We start from the raw sequence: 24699 nt of genomic DNA on the forward strand, positions 1-24699 counted from the left end.
GCGCCACCCGCATTTTTGTCCAATAACACCGCGGCGGCAGCGGCGAGACTCTGCCTTCCCGACTTTCCCCCATGGAGATGCACCCCCATGCCTTATATCAAGGTCAAAGACGGCACCGAAATCTTCTACAAGGACTTCGGTAACGGCCAGCCGGTCGTGTTCTCGCATGGCTGGCCGCTCAGCGCCGATGCGTGGGACGCACAGATGATGTTCATGTCGAACAACGGTTTCCGCACGATCGCGCACGACCGCCGCAGCCATGGCCGTTCGACGCAGACGTTTGATGGCAACGACATGGATACGTATGCGGACGACCTGCATGCGGTGATCGAGGCGCTGGACCTGAAGGACATCATCCTGGTCGGCCACTCCACCGGTGGTGGCGAAGTAGCGCATTACATGGGCCGCCATGGCACCAAGCGCGTCGCGCGCGCCGTGCTGGTCGGCGCCGTGCCGCCACAGATGATCAAGACCGAAGCCAATCCACTGGGGCTACCGAAGGCCGTGTTCGATGGCATCCGCGATGGCGTGTGGAACGATCGCTCGCAGTTCTACTGGGATCTCTCGCTGCCGTTCTACGGCTTCAACCGCGAGGGCGCAAAGGTTTCCGACGGTGCACGCCGTTCCTTCTGGATGCAGGGCATGCTCGGTGGCCTGAAGGGCCAGTACGATTGCATCCGCGAGTTCTCCGAAGTGGATTACGGCCCGGACCTGGACAAGATCGATGTCCCGGTGCTGCTGATCCACGGCACCGATGACCAGATCGTGCCCATTGATGCCGCTGCCCGCTCGGGCGTGAAGCGCCTGAAGAACGGCACGCTGAAGGAATACCCAGGCGCCCCGCACGGCCTGGTGACCACCGAGCAGGACAAGTTCAACGCCGATCTGCTGGCGTTCGCGCGCGGCTGAGGCCCTGCACCGTTGTAGGAGCGTGCTTGCACGCGATCCACGTTGCCGCAAGCACCCATCGCGCGCAAGCGCGCTCCTACAGCAGGCCACCCGCATTGTAGGAGCGCGCTTACGCGCGATCAGGGTTTACCGAACCGTCAGCTGCTACAGCTGAGCATCGAACACCCCACCCGATTCCTGGCCCACTCCGGGCGGCGGCCAGCCAGGTGGCCACGGCCCGGTTGTTCATCGTACGGATCGCGCAGGGTTTCGAGCAGTTCGAGCACACCGTTGTTATCGCCCTGCTCCGCTTTGTCGATCGCCAGTTGAGCCAGGTAGTTGCGCAGCACGTAGCGCGGGTTGCTGGCATGCATCAGCGCCAGGCGCTCGCCCTCGCTCGCCTCATCGTCGCGCACGCGTGCGGCGTAACGGGCCAGCCATGCCTCCAGCGCCTCGCCGACCGCCGCGCGCTGTGTCTCGCTGTAGAACGCGGCCCCCACCACGCCAGCATGCGGCTTGCCCACATCAAGCAAGGCCAGGTCGCGGTAGAAGATCGTCATATCCATGCCGCCCGCCGTGAGCACCCCGCGCAGGTCGGCCACCAGGTCGTCATCGCCTTCGCGGGCATGCAGCAGGCCCAGCTTGGCGGCCGAGTACGCCGCATCCGTCGCCTCGAACACGTCCACGTAGTGATCGAGCCCGGCCTGCAGCGCGGCCGCGCCATCGAACAGGGGCGACAACGCCTGGGCCAGCGCCTGGAGGTTCCAGTAGCCGATGCGTGGCTGGTGGCCGAAGCGGTACCGGCGGTGCGTGCGGTCGGTGGTGTTCGGCGTCCAGTCCGGGTCGAAGTCGTCAACCCAGCCGTACGGGCCGTAATCGATGGTGAGCCCAAGGATGGACATGTTGTCGGTGTTCATCACGCCATGGACGAAGCCCACGCGCATCCATTCGGCCATGAGCCGTGCCGTGCGCGCACAGACCTCACGGAAGAACGCCGCATGGCGCTCACTTTCCGGTAGCGCGTCGACCGCCGGGAAGTGGGTGCGGATGGTGAAGTCCACCAACTGGCGCAGCAGCGCCGTATCCCCTCGGGCTGCCGGTAGCTCGTAGCTGCCGAAGCGCAGGAAGCTCGGTGCCACCCGGGTCACGATCGCACCGGGCTCGGCGGCGGGGTTGCCGTCGTACATCACGTCGCGCACGACCTGGTCGCCCGTGGCCACGATAGCCAGGGCGCGCGTGGTCGGCACGCCCAGGTGGAACATGGCCTCACTACACAGGAACTCACGAATGGACGAGCGCAGCACCGCCCGGCCATCCGCCCCGCGCGAGTACGGCGTGCGCCCGGCGCCCTTCAGCTGGATTTCCTGGCGGCCATCGTGGGCGGTCAGCACCTCGCCCAGCCCTATGGCGCGGCCATCACCGAGCTGCCCCGCCCAGTGACCGAACTGGTGACCGCCATAAGCCATGGCATAGCCGGTCATGCCGGGCAGCGAGGCGTTCCCGGCAAAAACCTGCGCGAAGTCCGGCCGCGCCGGGTCGATGCCGAGCATCGTGGCCACATCCTCGGCGACCGCCACGTTCCGTGGAGCGGCCACGGGAGTGGGCTCAACCCATGAAAACGCGGCACCGGTCACCTGGCGCGGGGCGAGATGGGTATCGGGATCGGCGGGCAACTCACGGCTGAAGGCATTGTCGAAGCGGAGATCTGTCATCGGGGTGGGGACTTGGGCGTTGCTACCTATATCCGGCCACACGATGGCTGCGACAACCCCTGTAGGAGCGCGCTCCTACAGGGGGCCACGGCGAAGGGATACCGGCTCACCACACCATCGCGAAAACGTGCACACTAGCGCCCCCGAACCTGTACCGACGGCCCCGATGCGTTCGCCAATTGCCACCGCCGCGTTGCTTGCCCTGCTGGTCGCCGCGCCAGTGGGCGCCGCCGTGCCGCCGCGCAGTGACAAAACCCTGGTGGAGCTGATCGAAGGTACGATGGGGACCCTGCCCAACGCGGTGAACCAGCTTTCGGCCAAGGTGCCGGGCGGCCTTCATTCCACGCCCGATGCCCCGCCGCAGATCGTGCGCAGCGCGCCCTTCGTCACCCGTGACGGGTTCCGGGTATCCGCCCTGGAAGTGCGGGGGTTCAACGAAGGGGGCGACGTGCCCATGGCCCGGTTCACGTCCATCCAGCTCGAGCAGCGCCCCTGCTTCACCCGGCAGGACATCGCCGAGCACTTCCACGTGACCAGCTCGGAAACCGCCCTGCCCTCGGCGCCCTCCATGCTGCCGAACCGCTACACCATGATGCAGATGCCCTGGGGCCGGCTGTCGTTCGGCACCTCGCAGGAAAGCGGCAGTTGCGTCATCGCCATCGTGGGTGATGCCACGGGTGGCCTGGCCGGCGCACAGATGCCCCTGCCGTTGCCGCAACCCACCACCATGCCAGGCATGCCCGACCTGCGCCGGACCTGGCCCATGCCAGTGAGCGCTTACCCTACGGAGTGAGCCGCGACCAGGGTCGGTACCAGGCCGCTTACCCGTTCAATGCGATCCTCCGGCACCGCCGCCGAGAACAGGTAACCCTGTAGCTCGTCGCACCCGGCATCGCGCAGGAATTGCCGCTGCGCCTCGGTTTCCACGCCTTCAGCCACCACGCACAGGCCCAGCGCCGAACCCAGGTTGGAAACGGCGCGCACGATCGCGGCAGAGTCCTCGGCCAGCGGCGCCATCTGTACGAACGAGCGGTCGATCTTCACCTTGTCCACGTCCAGGTCTTTCAGCAGCGTAAGGCTGGAATAGCCCGTGCCGAAGTCATCCAGCGAGATGCGCACACCCGCCTTGCGCAGCCGCTTGAGTAAGCGGACGGCAGCACCATCGGCATTGACGATGGCGGTCTCGGTGATTTCCAGTTCAAGCCGCCGTGGCGGCAGGCGCGTATCGGCCAGCACCTTCATCACGGTATCGGCGAAACGATCATCACGCAATTGCACTGCACTGACGTTCACCGCGATAAACAAATCATCGACGGCGGCCATGCGCGAACACGCCGTCCGCAGTACCCATTCGCCGAGCCGCCCGATCAAGCCCGTTTCCTCGGCCACCGCAACGAACTGCACCGGGGTCACGACGCCCAGCTTGGGGTGCCGCCAGCGCGCCAGTGCTTCCAGCCCGATCACCTTGCCGTCGCTCGCCCGCACCATCGGTTGGTAATGGCAGCTGAGCCCTTCGCCGCTCTGCAACGCTTCTTCCAGCGCTACCTCCACTTCGCGGCGGTGGGCCAGCGAGGCGTCCAGGGCATCGGTGTAGATCACGTAACGGTTACGGCGTTTCTTCGCCTCGTACAACGCGCTATCGGCCTTGCGCGCCATCTCGCCCGAGGCAACGGCATCGCGGCCCAGCGGGACAACGCCCACGGAGGTACCCACGAACGCCCGGGCGGAGAGCACGTCGAACGGTATGGCCGCCAGGGTAAGCATCTTCTCCGCCAGGCCATCCATATCGAGATCGCCGCTGTCTTCCGCCAGCACGGCAAACTCATCGCCACCAATGCGGGCCACGACATCGTTGCCGCCCACGGCGTGGCGCAAGCGCTGGCCAAACTGCACCAGCAACTCATCCCCCACCAGGTGGCCGAACGTGTCATTTACCTTCTTGAAGCCATCCAGGTCCAGGTAGTAAAGCGCCGCCTGCGCGGTGCCTTCGGCGGCGCGCGCCACCGCGGCATCCAGGCGGCTGAACAGCGCCGTGCGGTTGGAGAGCCCGGTCAAGGCATCGTGGCAGGCCAGCCAGCGCACGTGCGCTTCGGATTCCCGCAACTCGGTGATATCCGTGACCGAGGCGAGCACATGCGGCTCGCCATCCAGTTCGATGCACGTCTTGCGGGTAAGCAGCGTGCGGGAGCGGCCCACCAGGTCGTAGACCGATTCCTCGGTTTCGACCACCTCGTGGCCGCGCAGCACGACATCATCGCCCTTGGCAAACCGTTCGGCCTGCTCGGGCGGAAACAGCTCCGAGTCCTTCTTGCCCAGCACGTCACCGGGGGTGATCCCGAAGTACTCACAGCCGATCCGGTTGACGAACACCCATCGGTGTTCCGCATCGCGAACGAACATCGCGGTGGGCATCAACTCAAGGACTTTTGACCAACCGGCAAGGTCCTGGATCACGTGCACCCCCTACAGCTGCATGAGCGGCCAATCTGCGACCCGCGTCGTGATGCGGGTGTGTGCATTGCCGTTTATCTGCGCGTCGGGATGCGGGAAATGCACGAAGTCGGCAAGAGCGCTGTGCCGCGGCCTGTTTCAAGGGGATGCGGGCGGGCCGTCGTGCCAGCGCACGATGGTAAACAGGGGCTGGTGGGGGATGCGCTCGGGGGTCGCCGTGGGGAATTGCACCGTCGCCTCCACGGTGGCGCGGGCACCGGTGCCGTCGTCGGCCACGGCATGAAAGGTCATGGCGTTGCCGGGCAAGGCGCCGCCCAGGCTGATGCCGCCGGGCAGGTTTGGCACGAACGTGCCCGGCGGCACGCTCTCACGCGCCGCCAGCACCGCGCGCGCGGTGGCCACGTCCAGGCCGCGCACCGCAGCCATGGCCAACGCCGGCGCGTAATCCGGTTGGGGCGCGCCCTGGCCCGACCAGATCGTGATCGCCGGCTCCAGCCGCGTGTACAGATCCGGATCCATGCCGCGCAGCCCCTGCAGCTCCTCGATCGCGGCGAACGGTGTGTACCGCGCGGGCGTGGCCGCGGCTACCACGGTGCCGGGTGCGGGCGAACCATCATCGGCGGTGCCACCCACGGTTGGGCCGCGCCAATCGGTCACCGCGCGGGTGAGCGCAGCGGCCTTATCACCCGAACACCCCGCTGCCACGAACAACGCCGTGAGCGTGCGCGGTTCGGCGGTGTTGATATCGACCTTGCCGGTTTCGTCCACCATGCCGACCGCCACGTGCATGGTTTCGAACGCGAACGCCAGTGTGCGGCCATCCCCCGGCAGGCTGGCGGCGGCGGGCGCCTGCCCGTTCATTTCCGCCAGCAACGCCTGCCGCCGGCGCGCCTCGATGGTGGCAATCGCCTGCATGATCCCGGCTTCGGCGGCGTACCGTGCGCGTTGCTGGCCCAGGGTGAAGCGCGTCTGCAATGCCTCGACGCGCGCGATGCTGGCAAACCCGCCCACCAGGATCGCCAGCAAGGTGCACGCCCACAACACCACAAGGAGCGCGATCCCTTGTTGCCTTCGCTTCATCGGTTGGCCTCCGGCAGGCGGTGCACGGCGGCCCGCACGTTGACGGCATCGGGATCCTGGCGGGGCGCGACGATAAGCACGGGCCAACCCTCTCCCCCCTCTTCGGGCACCACGCTGATCTCTACGGCGCCCGGTAACGACAGCGGATCGTTCCAGCCATCGTGCCACTCGGATGAACCGCGGGCGGCATAACGCAGGCGTACCGCGCTTACGCGCGTGAGCAGCACATCGTGTGCACCCTCGGTCACGGTGACCTGGCTGCCTGGAAGCGGTGCGAAACGCGCTTCGAGCGCGTGGCCGTGGTGCTCATCCTCAGCCAACCGCACCTCGATCACCTGCGGGCCAAGCTTGCCAAGGTAGCCCGGGAGCGCGGATACGAAGCGCAGGTGTTCACTGTCACCTTCGAACACCACCGGCATGCCACCCTCCCGTGTCTTCCATGGGAGCGCGGTGGCGGATGCGAGCTGCCGGCGAAAAAACTCGCGCGCGGCACGCACCTCATCCAGCCTGGCGATCACCGCCGAACCGCGGCTCGTACTCAACGTGGTCGAACGCACGCCGGAATACACGCCCAGCAGAAGGATGGCCAGCAGCGCCAGCGCGGCAAGCACTTCCATCAGGCTGAAGCCGCGCGCGGGGTTCATGCGCCAGCGACCGACGCAGCGGGTGCCGGGGCGGGCTCGTCCTGCAGGCGTAGCGTGGCGAAGTGCGCCTTGCGCTCGTTGCGCCCATCGCGCCAGGTGATATCCAGGTCGAGCCGGTACGCGTGCAAGTCGGGTGTCTGGCCGGGCATGGGCGGCTGTGCGGTGACTCGTAGCTGCCATTGGTAGCGCGTGTCGTACCAGCCTTCCTGGCGGCCCTCACGCAGCGGCGCGCGGCGCCCCGCGCTATCCAGCGTCGTGTCGGCGAACATGGCCACGCGGTTGAGTTCACGCACGTGCCCGGTCACTTCGGTCGCCGCACCCGCCACATGCATGACGGCGCCAAACGCGAGCGCCAGCAGAAGGATGGCCGCAATGGTCTCCAGCAGGCTGAAGCCCGCGACGGCAGAGCGACGATAGTTGGCGAAATGAGCCATGTTGCGAGGCTTGCACCACACTGTTTCAATCACGCGTCGTGACACGGCGCGCGGGTGTGACAACACGAAGGGGCGCGCTTGCGCCCGCCCCTTCGCCCATCCTTCCTGGATAGTTACCGCTTTGATCAGTTGACGCAGCTGTTCAGGCGAGCCTGGATACCGGTGGTGGCGTCCGTGCTATCGAGCACCACGGAGTCGCTCAGCCAGGAGTAACCCGTACCGACGCGGCCGATCTTGGTGACCGACGGGCGGGTGGTCTTGTTGTACGGCGAGAACAGCAGGCCCTTCACACCAGCGGCGCGGGTACCGTTGTTCTGGCCGTTACCCAGCAGGTAGGTCACGGCAAGGATCGGGTAGCCCGAGGTCGGGTTGGCGTAAGCGGACGGATCGACGACCGCAACGCACTGCGGGCTGCCCGCCAGCGCGGTCAGGACCGGACGGCCATTCGCATCCGGCGCATCGGCGATCGCCACGCCGAACGAGAGCGACACCGGCAGCGCGGTGGTGCCAAAGCCCGTGGCCGGGTTCACCGAAGCGCCGCTGTTGGTGTTCTTCACCGAAGCGAAGCGAGCCGGCGCGGTGATCGGGTTCGCGGCTTCGGCGTAACCGATCGAGCCATCCGTGGCGTTCACCGCGGCGACGAGGCCGGCGTTACCGCCGGTGGCGCCGTTGGTCGGGAGCGCCGAAGCGTACGAACCGATGTAAGCCGAAGCACCCGTACCGTTCCAGAACGACTGGGCGGTCTTGAACTGGGTGGCAGCGAGCTTGCCGGTGGCAACGTTAGCCGCCAGCGGGCACACGGCCGACAGGTGGTTGAGGAACGAGAACGACGTGCCGCTGTTGTCGTTGCGGTACACCACGTTGATGTTGCCGCTCACGCCAGCCGGGATACCCGCTCCCGTCAGGGCGGTGTCGTTCCAGGTCTTGATCTGACCGGAGAAGATGCCGCAGATCTGGCCTTCGGTCAGGGTCAGCGTCGAGACGCCGGTCTTGTTGAAGGTGATGGCGATGGCGCCCGAGATGGCCGGGAACTGCACGGGCGTACCCGTGGAGGCGTGGCCAGTCTGGTAGGCGGAGTACTCGGTCACCGACATCGGCGCATCGGAACCCGCGAAATCAGCCTGGGTCAGGCCGGTGCCGCCGAAGCCGAGGTTGGCCGTGGTGCAGGCGTTGTTCACCTGGGCCGTCGCGTCGTTGCCAGCGAGGATCTTCTTACCAGCGCCGCTGCCGGTCGGGCAGTAGGTGGCCGTCGTGGCGCTGGACGTGCTGTCGCCATAAACCTTAAGCAGCGAACCCGCACCCGGCGTGATCGGCAGGTTGGTCGGAGCGGTGGCGCTGCCGGTGTAACCAATGGCCGGAAGCGTAGCGCCGCCGCCGACCAGCGACTGCGCGCCAGCCACTGAAGCGAGGCTCATCAGAACAGCGCCCGCAATGAACTTCATGCGGGTGTTTCCCATCGAAAAATCGCAACGCATGGTGTTACCCCTTGCATAGAAGCCCCCCAAGTGGGGGCCTTGCAAGCATCGCGCTGCGTGATGACCCGATCATGCCAGTGCGGTGTCGGCGAATATGTTCGCATCATGACTTCGGCAAATGCGTAAAACGATCGCGTCACACGTGTTGCGGAACCGACATATCGGCCGTCATGAAGCGGCCGCCGTGTGTAGAAACACGAAGGCCGCGACATCCGTTCGCCAAATCGCAACATGGGCTGTCACGCCGAACGAAGTGATGTCGCGGCCGTGGCCGCGTTTACGGTTGCCGTTGGTTACATACGGCGAAGTGCCTTGCGCTCGGCATCAGTGAGTTGCGTGTTGGCATCGTTCCGGCCGAGCACCTGCACGGGCGATGCGTTGTCATAGCGGGTACGCGGCGTAACGGCCGATGTGTTATCGCCATCGCGCAGGACGCGTACCGAGATCTCGGAGGGCATCTTGCTCCGCGCATCGTTCTGCTGCTTCCGCGCCACGTCTTCGGCCGCCTGCGATGCGGCGGTGGCCGCGGCGCTGGCAGCGTTCAGCGCGCCGACGTTCACCGCCGCCGTCACCGGGATACCGATGGCATCGCCCTTCACCTGGATGTTATCGGCGTTGGCGACGCGCGCCGCGGCAATCACCAGGTTACCCGATACGCGAATGCCTGCATCGCCCGCGTCCACGGTGCCACGAGGTGCAACCAGGTACGCATTGCCTGCCGGGGCGCCTTCGACGGACTGCAGCGTCGCAATACCTGCGCCGGAGACCTGCCCGCGCGCATCGATACGGCACCAGGCATCCACATCACACAGGAACGTAGGCGGCGGCACTTCGGTGGTGGTCTTCGCGCCCTGGCCGGCGTTGATATCACCGTTGGAGCTCCAGATGGTGATATCACCGCCCTGCTCGGTAAACACACGGCTTTGTGCCAGCAACAGGCTGCGGTCAGTGAACACATTCACGTTGCCGGCTTCGAGCGTAAGCAGGCCCATGGAGCTCGGCTTGACGATCACTTTGCCGCTGGGGTCGGTGAATTGCGCCGGTGCGCCGGTGCTGCCGATGAGTGCCTGGCCACCGGGGCCGAGCAATGTGACATCGCCGCCCTGCTGGGTCTGGATGGTAGAACTACGGATATCGAGATCGCCCGTATCCACGGTGGCCGCGGCACCGTTCAAGCCGCCCTGGCCGGTGCCGTTGGAGGTGTAACCCTGCGAGCTTGGGAACAGGCTATCCAGTGCCGCGTATCCCCTGGCGTATTTGCCTGCGTAGGGGCTCGATGCCGTGTTGTAGTCCGCACCCACCTGCGCCAGCAGCTTGAACAACTCGGTCTCGGCGAACATGCGCTGCACCACTTCCGGTTCCTGGGCGAACAGCTCACGCGCCTGCTCCGTGCCAAGCGGTGCAAGCACATCATCGCTGGCGTGGCCGGTGGCCGTCGCACGGCCTGCGATGCGCTTCTGCATGAAGGTCACCAGGTCGGGCAACAGGCTGGGCAGGCCGTCGGTGCCCTCAAGATACGTGCCGAGGAAGCCGGCCACGTTCACGCCCGGCGAAATGCCGAAGTTCACCAGGATGTTGGCACTCTCGTGCGGAAGGTACGGGTTGTACAGGTTGCCAACGGCCTGGATGCCGGTCATGGCCGAGCCGCCACCTGCGAGCTGCTGCACCAGGTCCGCCTGGCTGACGAACGGGCCGATGTCGCGCCCCGCATCGACCACGAAGCTACCCGGACCACCGACGACCAACGACGGGGCGACCAGCCACGACCAGGTGTAAGGGCCGACCGCGCTGGCAGCGTATGGCGTGTCATACAGGTCGCGGCCCGCAGAGATATAGGTGATGTCGCTGCGGCGGGTCTGTTGGCCCACCAGGGCCAGGTTGACGATATCGCGCCCGGCACGGATATCGGCCTGCTTGGCGGGATAGAGGGTCAGCACATCGAAATAGAAGCCAGCGGGGTTCGGCTCACCATTGGTGATATCGCCACCCAGTGCGTAGATCCGCACCGGGTCCGTGTCATCCGCGTGCAGGGCATCCGGCTGGTGGAATACCTCGTTCCGCTTGGGCGTAGGGTCGGTACCCAACCAGGTCGACGCGCTCTGCCGGAGAGGGTTGAGTGGCGAGGGCATATTGTCCGGTGACGAGTCGATCAACCCCAACGACCTGCCCGATATGGCAGCGGCACTCTGCGACAGGTGAATGTCATCCGCCGCCAGCAAGGTCAGGTTGCCTTGCGCCGATGGGAACAGTTCGCCGCCCGTGAGGATATCCAGGCTCCCCCCCAGGGCCGTCAAGGCAACCGTCGCCGGCAGCACAGGGCCCGCGGAATCCGCCGGGTTGAAAATGGCGCTACTGGAGAACAGGCTACCCTGAGAGAACAGCGAGCCAAACGCCACATCACCACTCGATGCACTGGCCTGGAACGACGAATCCGTCGAATAACCCTGGCTATCGGCATGCTGCGCCGGGAACATTGCCGCCGTGTTCGTCGAAGTGAAGTAGGACGGATCGTATACGCCGCCGATATCCACCCCCTGGCGGGCGTTTACGTTCACCTGCGCATCCTGCAGGCCGAACAAGGTGGCGACCGGCATGCTGACCGGGCCGGTTGACGAGACATAGCCCGAGCTGATGTCGGCCATGGATGGCGACCCGCCGATGGTGCCATCGGCGCGTATATCCGCCGTGCCCTTCGCCACGAAATAGGTGCCGCTGAGGATATCGCCCCCTGCGTGTACGGTCAGGTCGCCACCGCCCACCGTCGTGATCGACTTGCCGTCGGCCTGCTTGTACCAGGTGGTCGGCAACGACACATTCAGTTCGCTGACATCGCCCGCGGCGTCTACGTCGACATTGCCGCCCACGCTCATGACCCCTTGGTGGAAGTTCGCAAAATCGATCGATGAGCTCGACCCATCGGCGGCATTGCCAATCTGCATCCACTGCCACCAGTACTGTGCAACCGATTTCCCGGGCGCCCCCCTGGTCTGCGTACCATCCAGGTCCACGACGTTCTGGATGCCCTCGATACTGCCACCGGCATGCAATTGGATATCGCCCGCGTGATCGGGGTTCACCAAACCACTCACCAGCATATCGGGGGCGCCCAGAGCACCCGGCGCCACCTCGGACGGCCTGAGCACACTGATCGACGAGGCGGCCGTCGTACCGTCGGCCGGTGCACCCGCGGTGTACACGGTGGCCGGTGCGGCCTGGTCCAGCCAGCGGATATCACCCGCGGAGACGATATCGATATCGCCGGTCCCCGTGCGGATGGTCGTAGGGAAATAGAGCGTCTTGCCGGCGAATGAGCTGCCTGGCGTCACGACCGTCGGATCGGTCACCGTATCCTTGACCACAAAGTGGCCATCGAACGACACCTGCGCCGTGGAACCCGCCAAGGTGGAGAGCGGATCGGCTTGTGCCGTATCCGCGCCCGCCACCCACCGGTAGGACGTGCTGGAGCCGCCTAGCAAGGTGGCGGATGCCAACGATGCGGCGTTACCGAGCGAGGGCATGTTGGATGGCGAGTTGTTTGGCGCCGCCTTGCCAGGCGACACGCTCGGCGGGAGCGAGAGATCCGGATCCAGGCGCGGTGCAAACGGGGCGTAGAACAGCTGCGTGCCCGTGCCTGGGTTGCCTACGAACGCCGAGACCCAGAAATAGTAGTTGAGGTGCCCGGCAATGTAGGTGTCGTAGTTCGCCGACCAGGCGGTGTAATCCTTGTCGATCGGCAGCAGCAGCGGTGCCGGGGTCTCGTTCGAGCCCAGGCCAAAGCCAAAGTTGGGCGTGAGGTAATCGTTGTAGTAGCTGTTGGAGTAATCGGTATACGTGGTGAAATCGCCGGGCTGCGGTGCGGGCAGCTGGCTCGGGTTGTACACCAGGAACCCCGCGCCACTGTTCTGCTGCACAAAGGTCCAGGCCCACATCCCCGTGCTGTCGTCGCCCACCTCGTTAATGTACTTGGTGTAGTTCGTGTAATACGCATCCGTCTGCTTGGTGGCGGGTGCGATCAACGGCTGGTAGTACGGATCCTTGGTGATGTCGGCGATGCCGCCGCCCGGCGTCATCGCATCGGCCGGGTCGCCATCGGCGAGCTTGATGCTGCCGTTCCAGCCACCGTTGGCATCCAGGTACGCCTGTGACTTCTGGTAGGCGGCCAGGGCCGCCGTATACGCCGGGTTGACCGGCACGGTGGGCTTGGCATCGAGCTTGGGCGCGAACGGCGCGTAGAACAGCTGCGTTCCGGACGACGGATCACCCACGAACGTGGCCACCCAGAAGTAGTAGCTCAGGTGGTTGGCGATGTACGTATCGTAATTCTGCGACCACTTCGTGTAATCGCTATCGATCGGCAGCAGGATGGGCGCTGGCGTCTCGTTGGTGCGGAAGCCAAAGCCGAAGTTGGGCGTCAGGTAATCGTTGTAGTAGCTGTTGGCGTAGTCGGTGTACGTGGCGTAGTTACCCGGCTGCGGTACGGGCAACTGGCTTGGGTTGAACACCAGGAAGCCCGCACCGTTGTTCTGCTGGATAAAGCTCCAGGCAAACAGCGAGGTGGTCTCGTCACCGAATTCGTTGATGTACTTCTGGTAGTTCGTGTAGTAATCGTCCACCTGCCCCTTCGCCGGCGCGGTCAACGGCTGGTAGTACGGATCCTTGGAAATATCCAGGGTGCCACCGCCCGGCGTCATGTAACTGCCCGGGTCGCCATCGGCCAGCTTGATCGTGCCATTCCACGCGTTGTTCGCGTCCAGGTAGGCCTGCACGTGTTCGTAGCCGGCCAGCGCCGCGTCATACAGCGGATCGTCGGCACCGCCGCCGTCGCTGGGCGGGTCGTTGAGCACCGCACCGTCGTTCGACTGGTAGAAGCCATCGGTGATGCTGGCCTTGATATCCAGGTTCCCGCCGGCGCGTACGGTGAGGATCGGCGCTTCGCCGTTGTAACGATAGGCCAGCTGCGCCTTGCCATCCGTATCGGTCACGCCGGCGCCCAGGTTCCAGTTGGTCAGTACCTTGATATCGCCGCCGTTCGCACCGTCGGTCGGGTTGACCAGTTCGATGCCGGGGCGCAGGTGAATATTCGCGATGCCGGCAAAGCGGTCGCCGAAGGTGAAGCCCGGCTGCTGTACAAACCCCATCAGCGTGCCCGGACCATTGGCAGGATCGCCGCCCAGGTAACCGTAGAACCCGGCGTGGTCGGTGTTGATCGCATCGGGCACGAAGTAGTTCTGGCTGAGGTAGGTGGCCAGCTGCGCATCATCGGCCGGCGGCTCCAGGGCCGCGCCCTTGCCGTCGTACCACTGGCCAGCCACCATGGATCCCCCACCGTTGGCGAACCAGCCGGCCGGATCGATGACGCCATCGAAGTGCTGCGCCGGCGATGCCGAATTGTCCTTCGTGCTCCAGGTGGCATACGCCTCGATAGTTACCGCGCGCGCGCCATGGATCGATGCCGGGTTATCGATCGTCACCGGGACATCTCCGCCTGCGAGCAGTGGCGCACGGATACTGACCGCGCCGCCGGCAAACGCCGTATCGGCGCCGCCCGCGACATTGATCTGCGCGTTCGTACCGACATGCACGTAGCCGGCATCGGCGCGCTGCACCTGCTCGTAGCCGTATGTCGGGTCCAGGCTGCCATCGCTCGTGCCGGTCGTGCCGAGCACCACATCGCCGCCACGCTGTTCGGGCGTAGTGACATGGGCATCCAGCGTACCGTTGATATCCACGCCGTGGCGGCCCCACACCTCGATCCGGCTGGCGGCGGGTGCGCTGGCGTCCACCGTGCCGTCAATGCGGGCGCTGCCGCCGTTGGCGTAGAGGTACACCTTCTGCGCGGTGAGCGTCTGGCCGGCGGAAAGCGCCAGATCGCCCTGCCCGCTTGAGATATCGACCAGGCCGGTGGATCCGCTTGCGGCCGCCAGGTGGGCCAGCGAATCAAGGTCAAGGGCGCCACCGGTGCCGACCGTGAGATAACCGCCGCGGTAACCCGCGGATGCGTGCCCATCGTAGGTGCCGCCAAGCCGCAGGTTGCCACCGGCCTGCGCTTTGAACGAACCCGCGTCGCCCGCCTCGGCGGCGCCACCGTAGCGAACCGCCGCGCCGTCATCGAGGGTAATATCGCCCGCCGCGCTCAACGCCAGGCTGCCACCGGGTGCGTAAGCGGACGTATCGAAGAACTGCCGCGTTACGCCAGCCACATCGAGCGTGGCGCCCCCTTGCACATGGAGCCCGCCCTGGGTGGCATCCAGGGTCAGGCCGCCCGCGGCCGCCGTGAGGTTCATGCCCGCGTCGATGCTGGCCGCACGCAACGTGAGCGCACCACCCAGGCCATCGCGCGTCAACGGCGTGCCCGCCGCTGAACGCAGGGTCATCGCGCCGGTGGTTACAAGGGTCGTCGCGGCGCCGCCATCGGCGACGAATACCGGCGCGGAAAGATCCACCGCTGCCGCCCCAAAATCCATGCTGCCCTTCGACGTGGCGACCAGGCCCGAGGTTGCCGTGGCATCGAACACGCCAAAACCGCGCAGCGATGTGCTGCCTGCGCCGAAATCGATCTCACCGGCATCGACCTGCAGGGTCCCGCCACCCGCCAGCGCATCGCCCGCGGCGGCGCCGAGCAGGTTCGCAAAGGTCACCGTACCGGCATGCAGGTGGATATCGCTGCCATCGCCGCTCAGTGCACCGGCGCTAAGCACGAGGCTGTTATCGACGCCGATATCCTGCGTGCCAAGGAAATCGATCGTGCCTCGGCTGCGCAGTATCAACGAATCCGCCGTGCGCCACTGGGCGAGCGTGGCACCACCCACCGCAAGGCCATCATCGGGCGCGCTCGCGCCGGTTCCCACGAAGGCAATGCGGTTCGCCGTGGCATCGATATGGTCACCGCTAAGCAACGCGAGGTCGTCAACACGCACGCGCCCCGTGGCATCAAGCGTCAACGCGTTGCCACCGCTGACCGTCGCACCGGCATCGATCGCCAGCGCGCCCGCACCAGCGTTGTCACCCAGGCCCAACCGCGTGACCGGCGCCGGGCCGTTCTGCGAGACACGCAACAAGGCACCGCTTCCGTCCTGTGCGGCGATGGCGTTCCCGCTGGCGTCCGTTCCGGCATCACGCCCGAACACGAGCGGCTGGCTTGCCACCGGGTTACCGTCGCCGCGCGCGGTCAGCACGCTACCGCCCTCAAGCGTGATGCCATCGCCGCCGGCACCCGCCACGAGCACGATCTCCTGGCCAGCCAGCGGGTGCGCGGCATCGTTGGAGAGCAAGAGGCTCTGCGCCGTCACATCCACGTGGTCGCCATCGGTATCACTGCGCCGGGTGCCACCGAGCAGCAGGCTACCCGCACCCAACGCGGTCAGGCCATCCGCCGAGATCCCGAGGTAACCATCGCGCGCGGTGTCATCCGCTCCGAGCACCTGGATGGCCTGCCCGGCGATATCAACCTGCGACGTACGCCCTCCCTTGGCCGGGGTGGCATCCAGCGTCGCGCCAAGCGCCAGCTCGTGGCCGGCACCGATCTGCAAGCGACCGGCATCGGCCGCAAGCGGCGGCGCCACCTGGCCTGCCTTGGCAGCGGCGGCGTTGAAATAGCTATCGGCATCGGTGAGCTTGTACTGCGAGTATTGCTGCCACGTCGCCGCCGATTGAACGACGAAGAGGCTGGTGCGCGCATCGTGCGCGCCGGTGAGCGCATCACCGTAATAACCGCCCACGGCATAACCGCCGTCGGCCGCCATCGCGGCGCGGCCAATCGCGGGATCGCGTGCCGTCGTGTCCTGGTAGATGCGCATCGCGCCCGGCAAGGTCGCGTACTGCGCGGGCAACAGGGTGTAATAGCCGGCGGCAAGGCCGGGCACGCCCGACAGGTACACCTGCTTGCCGATACCTGGCTGGGCGATGCCATTGGCATCCATCGCCATGTCAGTGGCGGCAATCGCCCCATGGTAGCCCGGCACGATCGCGTACACCGTCGCACCATTCGGCGCCGCCGCGAGCAGATCGCGAGTGCCACCGGTGCCCGCTACGAATTCGGATGCCTGCAGGTGGCCGCCACCATCCAGGTCGATCGTGGCGCCTGCATCGAGCGCCACGGCATCGCCCTGCACCTGGATCTGTTTGGCCGGCGGCGCGGCGACGATCGGTGCCGGACGCCCCGTCTGCAACGCGTAACGCCAGTCCACACCATCCACGGTATTGCCATAGGGCACGGTCAGGCCATCGAGCGACACGGAGGTGATACTGCCCGGCGCAAGATGCACGCTGCGAGTGTTGGCCAGGGGCAGCGCCCCGGCAGCGAAACCGAAATCGACGGCATCAGCGGCCGGATCCGTCGTACCGAGAACCAGCGAACCGGATGGGACACGGATCGTCCCCTGCTGTTCGATGTGGTCGGCACTGACCAGCAAGGCGCCGCCGGCGGAGAGCGGGGTGGCTGGCGTCTGCCCGGAAGCGAGGAAGGTGATGGTGGTTTCGCGCGTGTTGCCGGCGGCATCGGGAAGGCCCGATGCATTGGCATCGATCGCGAAGCGATAGTCGCTACTGGGGTAGACCTGCCCCGCCGTAAACACAAGATCACCGGTGGAGAACAGCATGCCTGGCAACACGGCGGAGCCATCCGTTGCGACAAACGAAGGCAAGGTGAAGCGGATATCGTCGCTGGCGTTGAAACTCGCCTGGCGCCAGCCCTGCAGGTTCACCATACCGCCCATGTCGATATTGGCGGCGTGGATATCGAGCATGCCATCGCCCGCCACAGCTACCGGCGCCGCCGAGCTACCCGTGATGTGCACATAGGGCGCGCTGATGGTCACATGACCGGTACCCTGCAGGTACCCCGCCGGCATGCCCACCGTATGGGCATCGTTCGAAAGCGCTTCGATCGCCGATGCGTTAATGATGAGCTGCCGCCCCAGCGTGAGGTTCACATTCCCCGCGAAGCCGAGCGGGAGCACCTGACCAACGCCTACCGTTCCGCCGATGCCCGGACCAAACTGCAGCGTGCTGATACCCGAACCATCCAGCACATCCGCCGCGAACACCAGCGTGCCATCGGCACCACCGGCCACATCGGCGGCATCGGCGAAGGCGGGCCTGCCATCGTACGTTTCGCGTACCAGGATGCCCTTCGCCCGAACCTTGGCGCTCACATCGTTGTGATCCAGGGCCACCACTTGCAACGACCCGCCTTCGGCGGCGGGTGCGCCGCCGTGGGCATCCAGCGTCGCCGCCATATACAGGCCGGCCGACGCGCCAAACACGATGCTGCCGGCATCGCTCCAGACTGCGGTCGGCTCGACAGTGAGCGTATCGCCATTGAGCCTGCGCGATGCGCTCGGTAGATCGAACGTATCCGCTGCGCCGGAAACATCGATGCGCGAACCGATATCCGCGACGATAAACGTTTCATCCGCACCGTTCAGCGCCACTGAACCGCCGGCCAGCACGTCGCCCGTACGCGGGACCACGCGCCCAGCCGGCCCGTTCGCGGGTGCTGCGGCACTGTTTACCAGCGCGATGCCGCTGGCATCCAGCACACCATCGCTGCCCAGCCACACGCGCGATGTCAGGCCGGTGTCTGCCGTGGGCTCGCTGGTGCCGAGGTTGATGGTGCCACCGCGGGCCGATAGCGTGCCGTCCACGTTCACGTCGTGCCAGGCATTGAGATCAATGAGCCCGCCGGCGTCAACCTGCACCGTGGCGCCCTTGCCCACGCTGAGCGTGCCTGACACGCCCGGGATGATCCGCGGACCCTTCGAAGGATCACGGGGATCGATCGGCCAGTTGATGTAATCGCCGGCCTGCAAGGTGAGCCCGGGGGCCTGGTCCGCTGCTGTCCCACGCGTTGCCCAGCGTTGCCAGGCACCCAGCGTGCCCGTGCCTGTGATGGCCGGGCTGGTGTAGAGGTCAGAGCCCGTCGGTAGTGCGCGGAGGGCGTTGATATCGCCAAGCAGGTTGGCGGGCTGCACGACCACCTGCGCGCCATCGGCGATCGCCAGATCGGTCGCGGAGATCAGGTTATAACGACTGAACCCCTGCCCCGAGAAGAATGCTGGCGATAGCCAAAGGCCATTCGCCAGGGCCAGGTCGGAGGGATCGCCGCCGACCTGGATCTGGGCCGCACGCAAGGTGAGCGCGCCACCGCCCGCGAAACCGAAGCTGCGGATGTCGCCACCCATCTGGATCGTGCCGCTGTCGATTCCCAATGGGACGAATAGCGCAAACGAGTCAAGCGGGCCTAAGGCGTATGTTTCGAGGCCGACGTTACCGCCGCGACCACTGGGCATGCCGTGATCGAGCGCGACGTTGCCGTGCGTATCGACGTAGCCACCACTGGAAACGTCGATCGTGCTTCCCGCATCCAGCACGATCGAACCCGTACCATCACCGCTGTTGCGCTGCGCGCTGCCCGCCTGGAACGTCGTGAGGGTGACATCGCCGCCATTGATCCAGCGATCGCCGCGCAGTTGCCCGGCGCTCAGCCCACTGTCGTTCACCCACTGCCCGTTAGCGCTAAGGCGTGCGCCGTCGTGCAAGGTAATGTCCGCGGGCTGGTTCGGTGCCGAGTCCGGCTGACCGGGGGCGGGGGTAGGTGCCGATGTTGAAAGTTTTATCGAACCAGCCGGCGCCTCGATACTCCCGTAAATATCGATCCGCGAGCCGGTGATGGCGACACTGCCGCCCGGCTGCACCACCAGGTGCGTGCCGGCCGTTTCCTCAATGGCGCTACCTCTGGTCCCGCCGCTGTTACCGGCGGTCAGGCTCAGGTTGCTGAAACCCGCCTTGCCCAGGGTGTCCGCGCTCACGACCATCCACGCGCCGTCGAAGCCGGATGCAACATCCAGGTCGCTCCACAGGGTGTCGCTGTCGAAGCCCGGCAGCATCGATTCGAGCGTGCTAGCCACCTGCTGGATGCGTAGACCTCGCACCCCACCATTGGCAGCCGATGCGGTGGCCGGATCGAGCACGAGGGTACCGCCATCGGGCTGGGTGCCGTCGCTGGTCTGGCGCGTTCCGGGCGTCGCCTGGGCGGAAATGTTGCCATCGAGCGCCACCGCGTCGGACGCATGCACCGTCAGGGTGCCCGCATCCGCGCCCTTGACGAAGCCTTCCTGGTACCGTTTCGCGCCACCGAGCAGAGGCGAGTTGAAGGTCTGGCTGACACCCCAGCGCGCATGATCACTGGTGAACTGCCCCGCGAAGCCCACATAGGCGACATCCGGGTCCGCCGAGGCAATGTTATGGATGAGCCCATCGGCGCCCAGCAGGTTCGGCGTGGTGACCCAGCCCGACTGGTAGGCGAGGTAACCGCCGTCCAGGGCGATACGCGACCCCGACCGGGCGATCACCTCCGCGCCATCCAGCGTGACGGCTCCGCCACGGGTGAGCATCTGTTCGATGTCGCGCGGCATGTTCTGCACATAGCCTGCCGCGTTCAGGATAGGGCTGCCGATCCAGTCCAGGCCATCCGCGCGCGTGCCTGAAACGGTGCTGTCCAGCAGCACGTTTTTCTGTGTGTAGAGGAAACTGTTACGCAGCAATGGCGAATCCGCCAGCTCGTTCTGGCCAATGCGCGGGATGCTGACGAGCAGCGCCGACATCGGCAGCTCGACGTTCGCCAGTCCCGACACATCGATGGTCGCGCCGCTGTCAATGTAGACGCGGCCGTCGTTAGGTAGCGCGCTCAGGCCCGGGCTTATGGCCTGCAGCGTCACGTGGGCCCCGGGCGCCTCGATCAGCGCGCCATGGTCGAGCGTCACTTTTGAACCGGAGACCGTGATGTTTCCGGTCTGGAACGTTTTGTCCGCTTCCGCCGTCGATGTCGTGGTCGCCCCATCCTTTTCCGGCAGAACCGCCGTTACCGACCCCGTGCCGAATTCCACAGGGCCAGGCAGGACAGCCACGCGCCCAGTCAACGAGATACTTCCCGGCCGCGAAATGCTTGTCGACGCAACGACAACGCCATCCTGCTGTACACGCGGACCAAACATCGAAATGGAACCGCGACGCGCCTGGATCAGGCCCGTATTCTCAATACCGTGCGCGGGGTCCTCGGGGCCCGGCGCACTTACGCCACCGACGAATGAAAGACTGCCGTCGATACTGGTAGAAATGATGTTCCTGTCGGACATCAGCAGCACCTGGCCATCATCGGCGATGATCGATCCCGCGTTGGCGACCTTCGGGGCCGCGACGATCACGAAACCATCGCTGGCGCCCGTGATGGACGCGCCCTTCTGGACGATCACATCCCCGCTACCACCGGGCAATGCGCTCACGGTGAAGACCGGCTGGCTGGGGCGGGCAGGATCGGCAATCCCCGAATTCAGAAACGTACTATTGCTGGTCTTCAGGTCACTGGAGAACAGATCCATGGAGCTGGCGAGCAGCGAGCGCGTATTCACCTGCGCGCCCTGGCCGAAGATCACGCCATTGCGGTTCAGCACGTAAACCGTGCCTTCGGCCTTCATCGCCCCGAGGATCTGGCTCGGCCTGGCACTCGGATCGTTGACGCGGTTTAGCGCGATCCAATCGTTGCCGCCCCCGGAGAGGTTGCCCGCGCTCTGGTTGAAGTACAGCGTGGTGTCGCGGCCGACATTGAAACTATCCCAGGTCAGGATGGCCTTCTTCGCCGTCTGCTTCACCTCCACGGTGTGCTTGCCAGCCGCGACCGTATCGGTGGGTGCCTGCGCGTTCTGCCAGAGCGAAGGATCCGCACTGATGCCCGCGGCGGGCTTCAGGCCGCCATCGCCAAGGCCGTTGGGCACGGTCGATACGAGCTGCGCCGCGGCGGCTTGCGCATCCTTCTGCTGCTGCATCTGCGCGGCGAGCGCGGCGGCCGCGTTGTTGAGGTTGGTGATCGATTGCTGCACGCGCTGCTGCAGCAACGCGCTGCCAGGCGTGTAGCTCACCGTGTTGCCCGTGCCACCGGAAGGCTGCGAGGGTGCCGTGGCCGCCTGCTGCTGTTTTGCCGCGAACCAGGCCTGGCTGAAGGCGGGTGGCGTGGCCGCGTGAGCGGCGCCACCGCCGAACAGGGCCACCGCGATGAACTGGCACATGGCCCGGCGGCGCAGGGTCGGCCGCGGCGTCGGTGCCGGGCGGCGGGGGGTGTTGGCAGGCTGGTGGCGAACGATCATGGCAGGCCTCGTGGAACGTGTTAGGGCTGGGCGTCGGTTGACGGAGCGATTCCGCCCGTGAAATCGCTGGTCATCGACGCCACTTCATCGTGGATGTCGGGCAGGTGGGCGAGCTCGGTGAGCTCCCCTACGCTGAGTTCGCGCAGTACGGCGCGTATGGCTAGCCGGCGGCCATCGTGCAGCCAGGCGTTGAGCACGGCCGCGAGTGCGCGCAACGTGGCGTGCTCGCTATCCTCGGCCGAGGGTTTACGGTGGCGCAGGCTGTCTTCCACGGCATAGCGCACGCGTGCACCGAGGAACGCCGAGGATTCCCCCAGCAGCTGCTCCAGCGCCGAGCGCGGGACGCGCTCAAGCAGGATGTCGGCCGCCTTGGCCTGCCGCGCCGTGTACAACTGGCGCAGCATTTCGGCGAGGGCGTGCAGGCTGCTCATGCGGGCCTCGGTAGGGGGACTTCCCTGTCCATGGCGGGATCCTCTGTCGTCCATGGCGACCCTCCGCGGGGCTGACTTATCCTTGATCATGGGCTGGCACTGGCCTGGCCGGTGCGTGGATCAAAACGCTGGTCGTACAACCGGTCGCCAAAGGACTGTGCCGCGGTTTCCAGCTTCACCCGCGATTTCGCGGCGAAGGGTTGGCGCGAAGCCAGCACATCACCCACATCAAGATTCTCGTAGGCCGCGATCACTTCCTGGCCTACGCGGTACATCTGGATATTGCGTGCCGTGCAGGCATCCACCTGCCCGTTGGCGGCATCCAGCGCCTTGGCCAGCCGCGCCCGCTCGGTCTCTGCCGTGCGCAATGCCACCGCCGCGGTATCCGCATCCATCTTGCCCTTCTGGGCGGCCGTCTCTGCTGCCTCGCGGCGTTGTTTCTCCGCCGCCAGCGCACGGCTGTTGTCCGGAGCAACCGCACCACCCTTCTTCGCCTCGGCACGCGCCGTTTCGGCATCGGCCTTCGCAGCATCGCGCTCTTTTTCCAGCTGGGCCTTCTCGGCCACCCAACTGGCTTGTTGTGCCTGCAGGTCCTGCAATTGCGTGCGCGTCTCGCGTAACTGATCGCGGATGCGGCTTTCCAGGCTGGCCTGCTGCGCGAACACGGCAGGCGTCATGGCAAGCAAAGCGATGGCCATAAGCGAACGTTTCATGTCGCCTCCTTAGAACCGGGCATTCATTTCAAGCTGGAACACGTCGATCGAGAGCGGCGGGCCAAACACTTCCTTCGCGTTGAAGTAGCGCAGGCTCAACCAGGAGTACTTCGAGATGCCGTAGCTGCCGCCGAGGATGAAACCCTTCGCATTGGTGCCACCCAGGTGGAAGTCCGGGTCGTTCAGGCCATCCAGCGTGGCATCGGGCTGCAGGTACTTGTAGGCCAGGCTCACGTTCCAGTCGCCGGCCGCGTGCGGATCGGGGTTACCCAACGTGGCACGGAACATCCAGCCCACCGGGCCGCTCTTGTACGTGGCCTCCGAGACATCGCCCGAGCCGAAGTTGTTCACCAGGCGATTGATGCCCACGTCATCGCGGAACGCATCCCTGCGGTGGTAAGCCATGTTGCGGATGTAATCGCCTTCCAGGCGCAGCGGCGTATCCGCCACGTTCATGTCCAGGCGGGTGGTGGCGTTGGCCACGTGGTAGTCGTACACCAGGCCCACGAACTGCGGCTGCGCGTAGCTGCTGGGCGAGTTCGGATCGGGAACGATTTCGCGCAGGAGGAACAGCGAGTTGCCCTTCTGCATGAAGGTCGGGCGCGTGGCATCCGTGCTGCAGTACGTCACGCCCAGGTAGATCGGGCATGGATCAGAAAGCTGGCCCTGCATGTGGTCGAAGCGGTAGTACGCCAGCGCGAACTTCCATTCCGCGTCATCGGCGAACTTCCACGATGCACCCACCTGTGCGCCGGTCATCCACTTGTCGCGGCTGGCGTTCTTGGCGCCCGATTGTGACGGGAAGTCATCCGACTGGTATTCGATCGGGAACATGCCCACGGTGGCGAACGTCTTCACGTCGTCACTGGCCGCTACATCGAAGTGGCTGGCGATGCCGTCAAAGTTCAGGTCATCGGCGTAAACGAGGTTGGTGCTGAGGAAAGGATTGGGCATGCGGCCGCCGGTGACCTTCACCCATTCGGCCGGGCTCCATGCCAGCCACGCCTGATCAAGCCACACGTTCTTCTTGCCCAGGCCACCGCCGAGGTTCTGCGTGGTGGAAACCGGGTTGTTGTCGTTGCCGGTGCCCAGGCGGATGCCGGCGGTCACGCCATCACCCAGGTTCACGTTCACGCCAAGGCGTGCGCGGATGCGCAGCGAGTTGGTGCGGTTTTCCAGCGTGTTGAGCTGCGGCGGCGGCACCACCCCATTGAGGTCGTACGGGCCATTGCGGTTGAGCGCGGCGAAATCCACCACCTGCGACGCGTTGCCCTTGTCGTAGTAGTGGAACTCATCGCGAACGCGCATATCGCCCGTCCACTCGATGCGGTCCAGCCACTCGGGCAGCTTGCCTGGCTCGGCCCAATGTTCGTTCTTCGCTTGCGCCACCACTTCCTGGCGCAGCTCATCCTTGATCTGGTTACGCACCACCTCGGGCACGTAGGTAACCCGCACCTGGCCCGGCGTGGCCGGCGCGGCGTTGGCGGTACCGGCCGCCTTCTGCGCGGCGGTGGCATCGGCGTTGGCCTGCGCGATCAGGCCATCGGCATCGGCCTGGGTCAGCACGCCGCGCTTCACCAGCAGGCGTACCAGGTTGATGGTGGCGTTTTCCGACGGCGCGGACTGGGCGTGCGCGCCTCCGGCGCAGATGGCCAAACCGATGGCGGCGGCCAGCAGGGCGCGCGTGGGTCGCTGGCGTGCCTTTCCGATGGTCATGCGGAATCTCCGGGAA

The 24699-nt window shown here is 65.8% G+C and carries 12 protein-coding genes; 2 read left to right on the forward strand and 10 right to left on the reverse strand.

Translation table 11 applies throughout. The features are described 5' to 3' along the window. Positions 1-87 precede the first annotated feature (87 nt). Positions 88-909 (forward strand): alpha/beta fold hydrolase, encoded by an 822-nt coding sequence (locus tag ABIE56_RS02415; RefSeq protein WP_429242247.1) that lies wholly within the window; start codon positions 88-90, stop codon positions 907-909. A 137-nt stretch (positions 910-1046) separates the two neighbouring features. Here the strand turns inward: ABIE56_RS02415 and ABIE56_RS02420 are convergent, their stop codons facing one another. Continuing rightward, positions 1047-2600 (reverse strand): protein adenylyltransferase SelO, encoded by a 1554-nt coding sequence (locus tag ABIE56_RS02420; RefSeq protein ID WP_429242248.1) that lies wholly within the window; start codon positions 2598-2600, stop codon positions 1047-1049. A 166-nt stretch (positions 2601-2766) separates the two neighbouring features. Here ABIE56_RS02420 and ABIE56_RS02425 point away from each other — a divergent pair, with 166 nt between their 5' ends. Beyond that, a complete protein-coding gene (locus ABIE56_RS02425; RefSeq protein WP_429242249.1) occupies positions 2767-3393 on the forward strand; it encodes a hypothetical protein in 627 nt (208 codons plus the stop codon). Here the strand turns inward: ABIE56_RS02425 and ABIE56_RS02430 are convergent. The 9 genes from ABIE56_RS02430 to ABIE56_RS02470 all read right to left on the reverse strand — a co-directional run bounded on the left by ABIE56_RS02430 (position 3378) and on the right by ABIE56_RS02470 (position 24683). Beyond that, a complete protein-coding gene (locus tag ABIE56_RS02430; RefSeq protein ID WP_429242250.1) occupies positions 3378-5054 on the reverse strand; it encodes a putative bifunctional diguanylate cyclase/phosphodiesterase in 1677 nt (558 codons plus the stop codon). The two genes, ABIE56_RS02425 and ABIE56_RS02430, sit on opposite strands and share 16 nt — an antisense overlap. A gap of 135 nt (positions 5055-5189) precedes the next feature. Continuing rightward, complete coding sequence (locus tag ABIE56_RS02435) at positions 5190-6131, reverse strand: general secretion pathway protein GspK (RefSeq protein ID WP_429242251.1); 942 nt, start codon at positions 6129-6131, stop codon at positions 5190-5192. Then, a complete protein-coding gene (locus ABIE56_RS02440; protein ID WP_429242252.1) occupies positions 6128-6775 on the reverse strand; it encodes a prepilin-type N-terminal cleavage/methylation domain-containing protein in 648 nt (215 codons plus the stop codon). The genes ABIE56_RS02435 and ABIE56_RS02440 overlap by 4 nt, the downstream gene beginning before the upstream one ends. Continuing rightward, the gene (locus ABIE56_RS02445; RefSeq protein ID WP_429242253.1) at positions 6772-7209 is read right to left on the reverse strand and encodes a hypothetical protein; all 438 of its coding nucleotides are present in this window, start codon (positions 7207-7209) and stop codon (positions 6772-6774) included. Before ABIE56_RS02445 ends, ABIE56_RS02440 begins: the two co-directional genes overlap by 4 nt. Positions 7210-7334: 125 nt before the next feature. Next, complete coding sequence (locus tag ABIE56_RS02450) at positions 7335-8651, reverse strand: substrate-binding domain-containing protein (RefSeq protein ID WP_429242254.1); 1317 nt, start codon at positions 8649-8651, stop codon at positions 7335-7337. A 326-nt stretch (positions 8652-8977) separates the two neighbouring features. Next, positions 8978-21823, reverse strand: a complete 12846-nt coding sequence (locus tag ABIE56_RS02455) for a filamentous haemagglutinin family protein (RefSeq protein ID WP_429242255.1) — start codon at positions 21821-21823, stop codon at positions 8978-8980. A 20-nt stretch (positions 21824-21843) separates the two neighbouring features. Then, complete coding sequence (locus tag ABIE56_RS02460; protein WP_429242256.1) at positions 21844-22254, reverse strand: hypothetical protein; 411 nt, start codon at positions 22252-22254, stop codon at positions 21844-21846. Between the two features lie 86 nt (positions 22255-22340). Beyond that, positions 22341-22967, reverse strand: coding sequence for a hypothetical protein (locus tag ABIE56_RS02465; protein ID WP_429242257.1), 627 nt, complete (start codon positions 22965-22967; stop codon positions 22341-22343). Between the two features lie 9 nt (positions 22968-22976). Next, positions 22977-24683 (reverse strand): putative porin, encoded by a 1707-nt coding sequence (locus ABIE56_RS02470; protein WP_429242258.1) that lies wholly within the window; start codon positions 24681-24683, stop codon positions 22977-22979. Between the last annotated feature and the right edge of the window lie 16 nt (positions 24684-24699).

The sequence above is a fragment of the Luteibacter sp. 621 genome (assembly GCF_050435445.1).
GTDB lineage: Bacteria > Pseudomonadota > Gammaproteobacteria > Xanthomonadales > Rhodanobacteraceae > Luteibacter.

Coding starts and splice junctions, on each gene's coding strand:
- ABIE56_RS02460 (WP_429242256.1), bottom strand. CDS start 22,254: ATGAGCAGCCTGCACGCCCTCGCCGAAATGCTGCGCCAGTTGTACACG.
- ABIE56_RS02445 (WP_429242253.1), bottom strand. CDS start 7,209: ATGGCTCATTTCGCCAACTATCGTCGCTCTGCCGTCGCGGGCTTCAGC.
- ABIE56_RS02440 (WP_429242252.1), bottom strand. CDS start 6,775: ATGAACCCCGCGCGCGGCTTCAGCCTGATGGAAGTGCTTGCCGCGCTG.
- ABIE56_RS02450 (WP_429242254.1), bottom strand. CDS start 8,651: ATGAAGTTCATTGCGGGCGCTGTTCTGATGAGCCTCGCTTCAGTGGCT.
- ABIE56_RS02455 (WP_429242255.1), bottom strand. CDS start 21,823: ATGATCGTTCGCCACCAGCCTGCCAACACCCCCCGCCGCCCGGCACCG.
- ABIE56_RS02465 (WP_429242257.1), bottom strand. CDS start 22,967: ATGAAACGTTCGCTTATGGCCATCGCTTTGCTTGCCATGACGCCTGCC.
- ABIE56_RS02425 (WP_429242249.1), top strand. CDS start 2,767: ATGCGTTCGCCAATTGCCACCGCCGCGTTGCTTGCCCTGCTGGTCGCC.
- ABIE56_RS02470 (WP_429242258.1), bottom strand. CDS start 24,683: ATGACCATCGGAAAGGCACGCCAGCGACCCACGCGCGCCCTGCTGGCC.
- ABIE56_RS02420 (WP_429242248.1), bottom strand. CDS start 2,600: ATGACAGATCTCCGCTTCGACAATGCCTTCAGCCGTGAGTTGCCCGCC.
- ABIE56_RS02435 (WP_429242251.1), bottom strand. CDS start 6,131: ATGAAGCGAAGGCAACAAGGGATCGCGCTCCTTGTGGTGTTGTGGGCG.
- ABIE56_RS02415 (WP_429242247.1), top strand. CDS start 88: ATGCCTTATATCAAGGTCAAAGACGGCACCGAAATCTTCTACAAGGAC.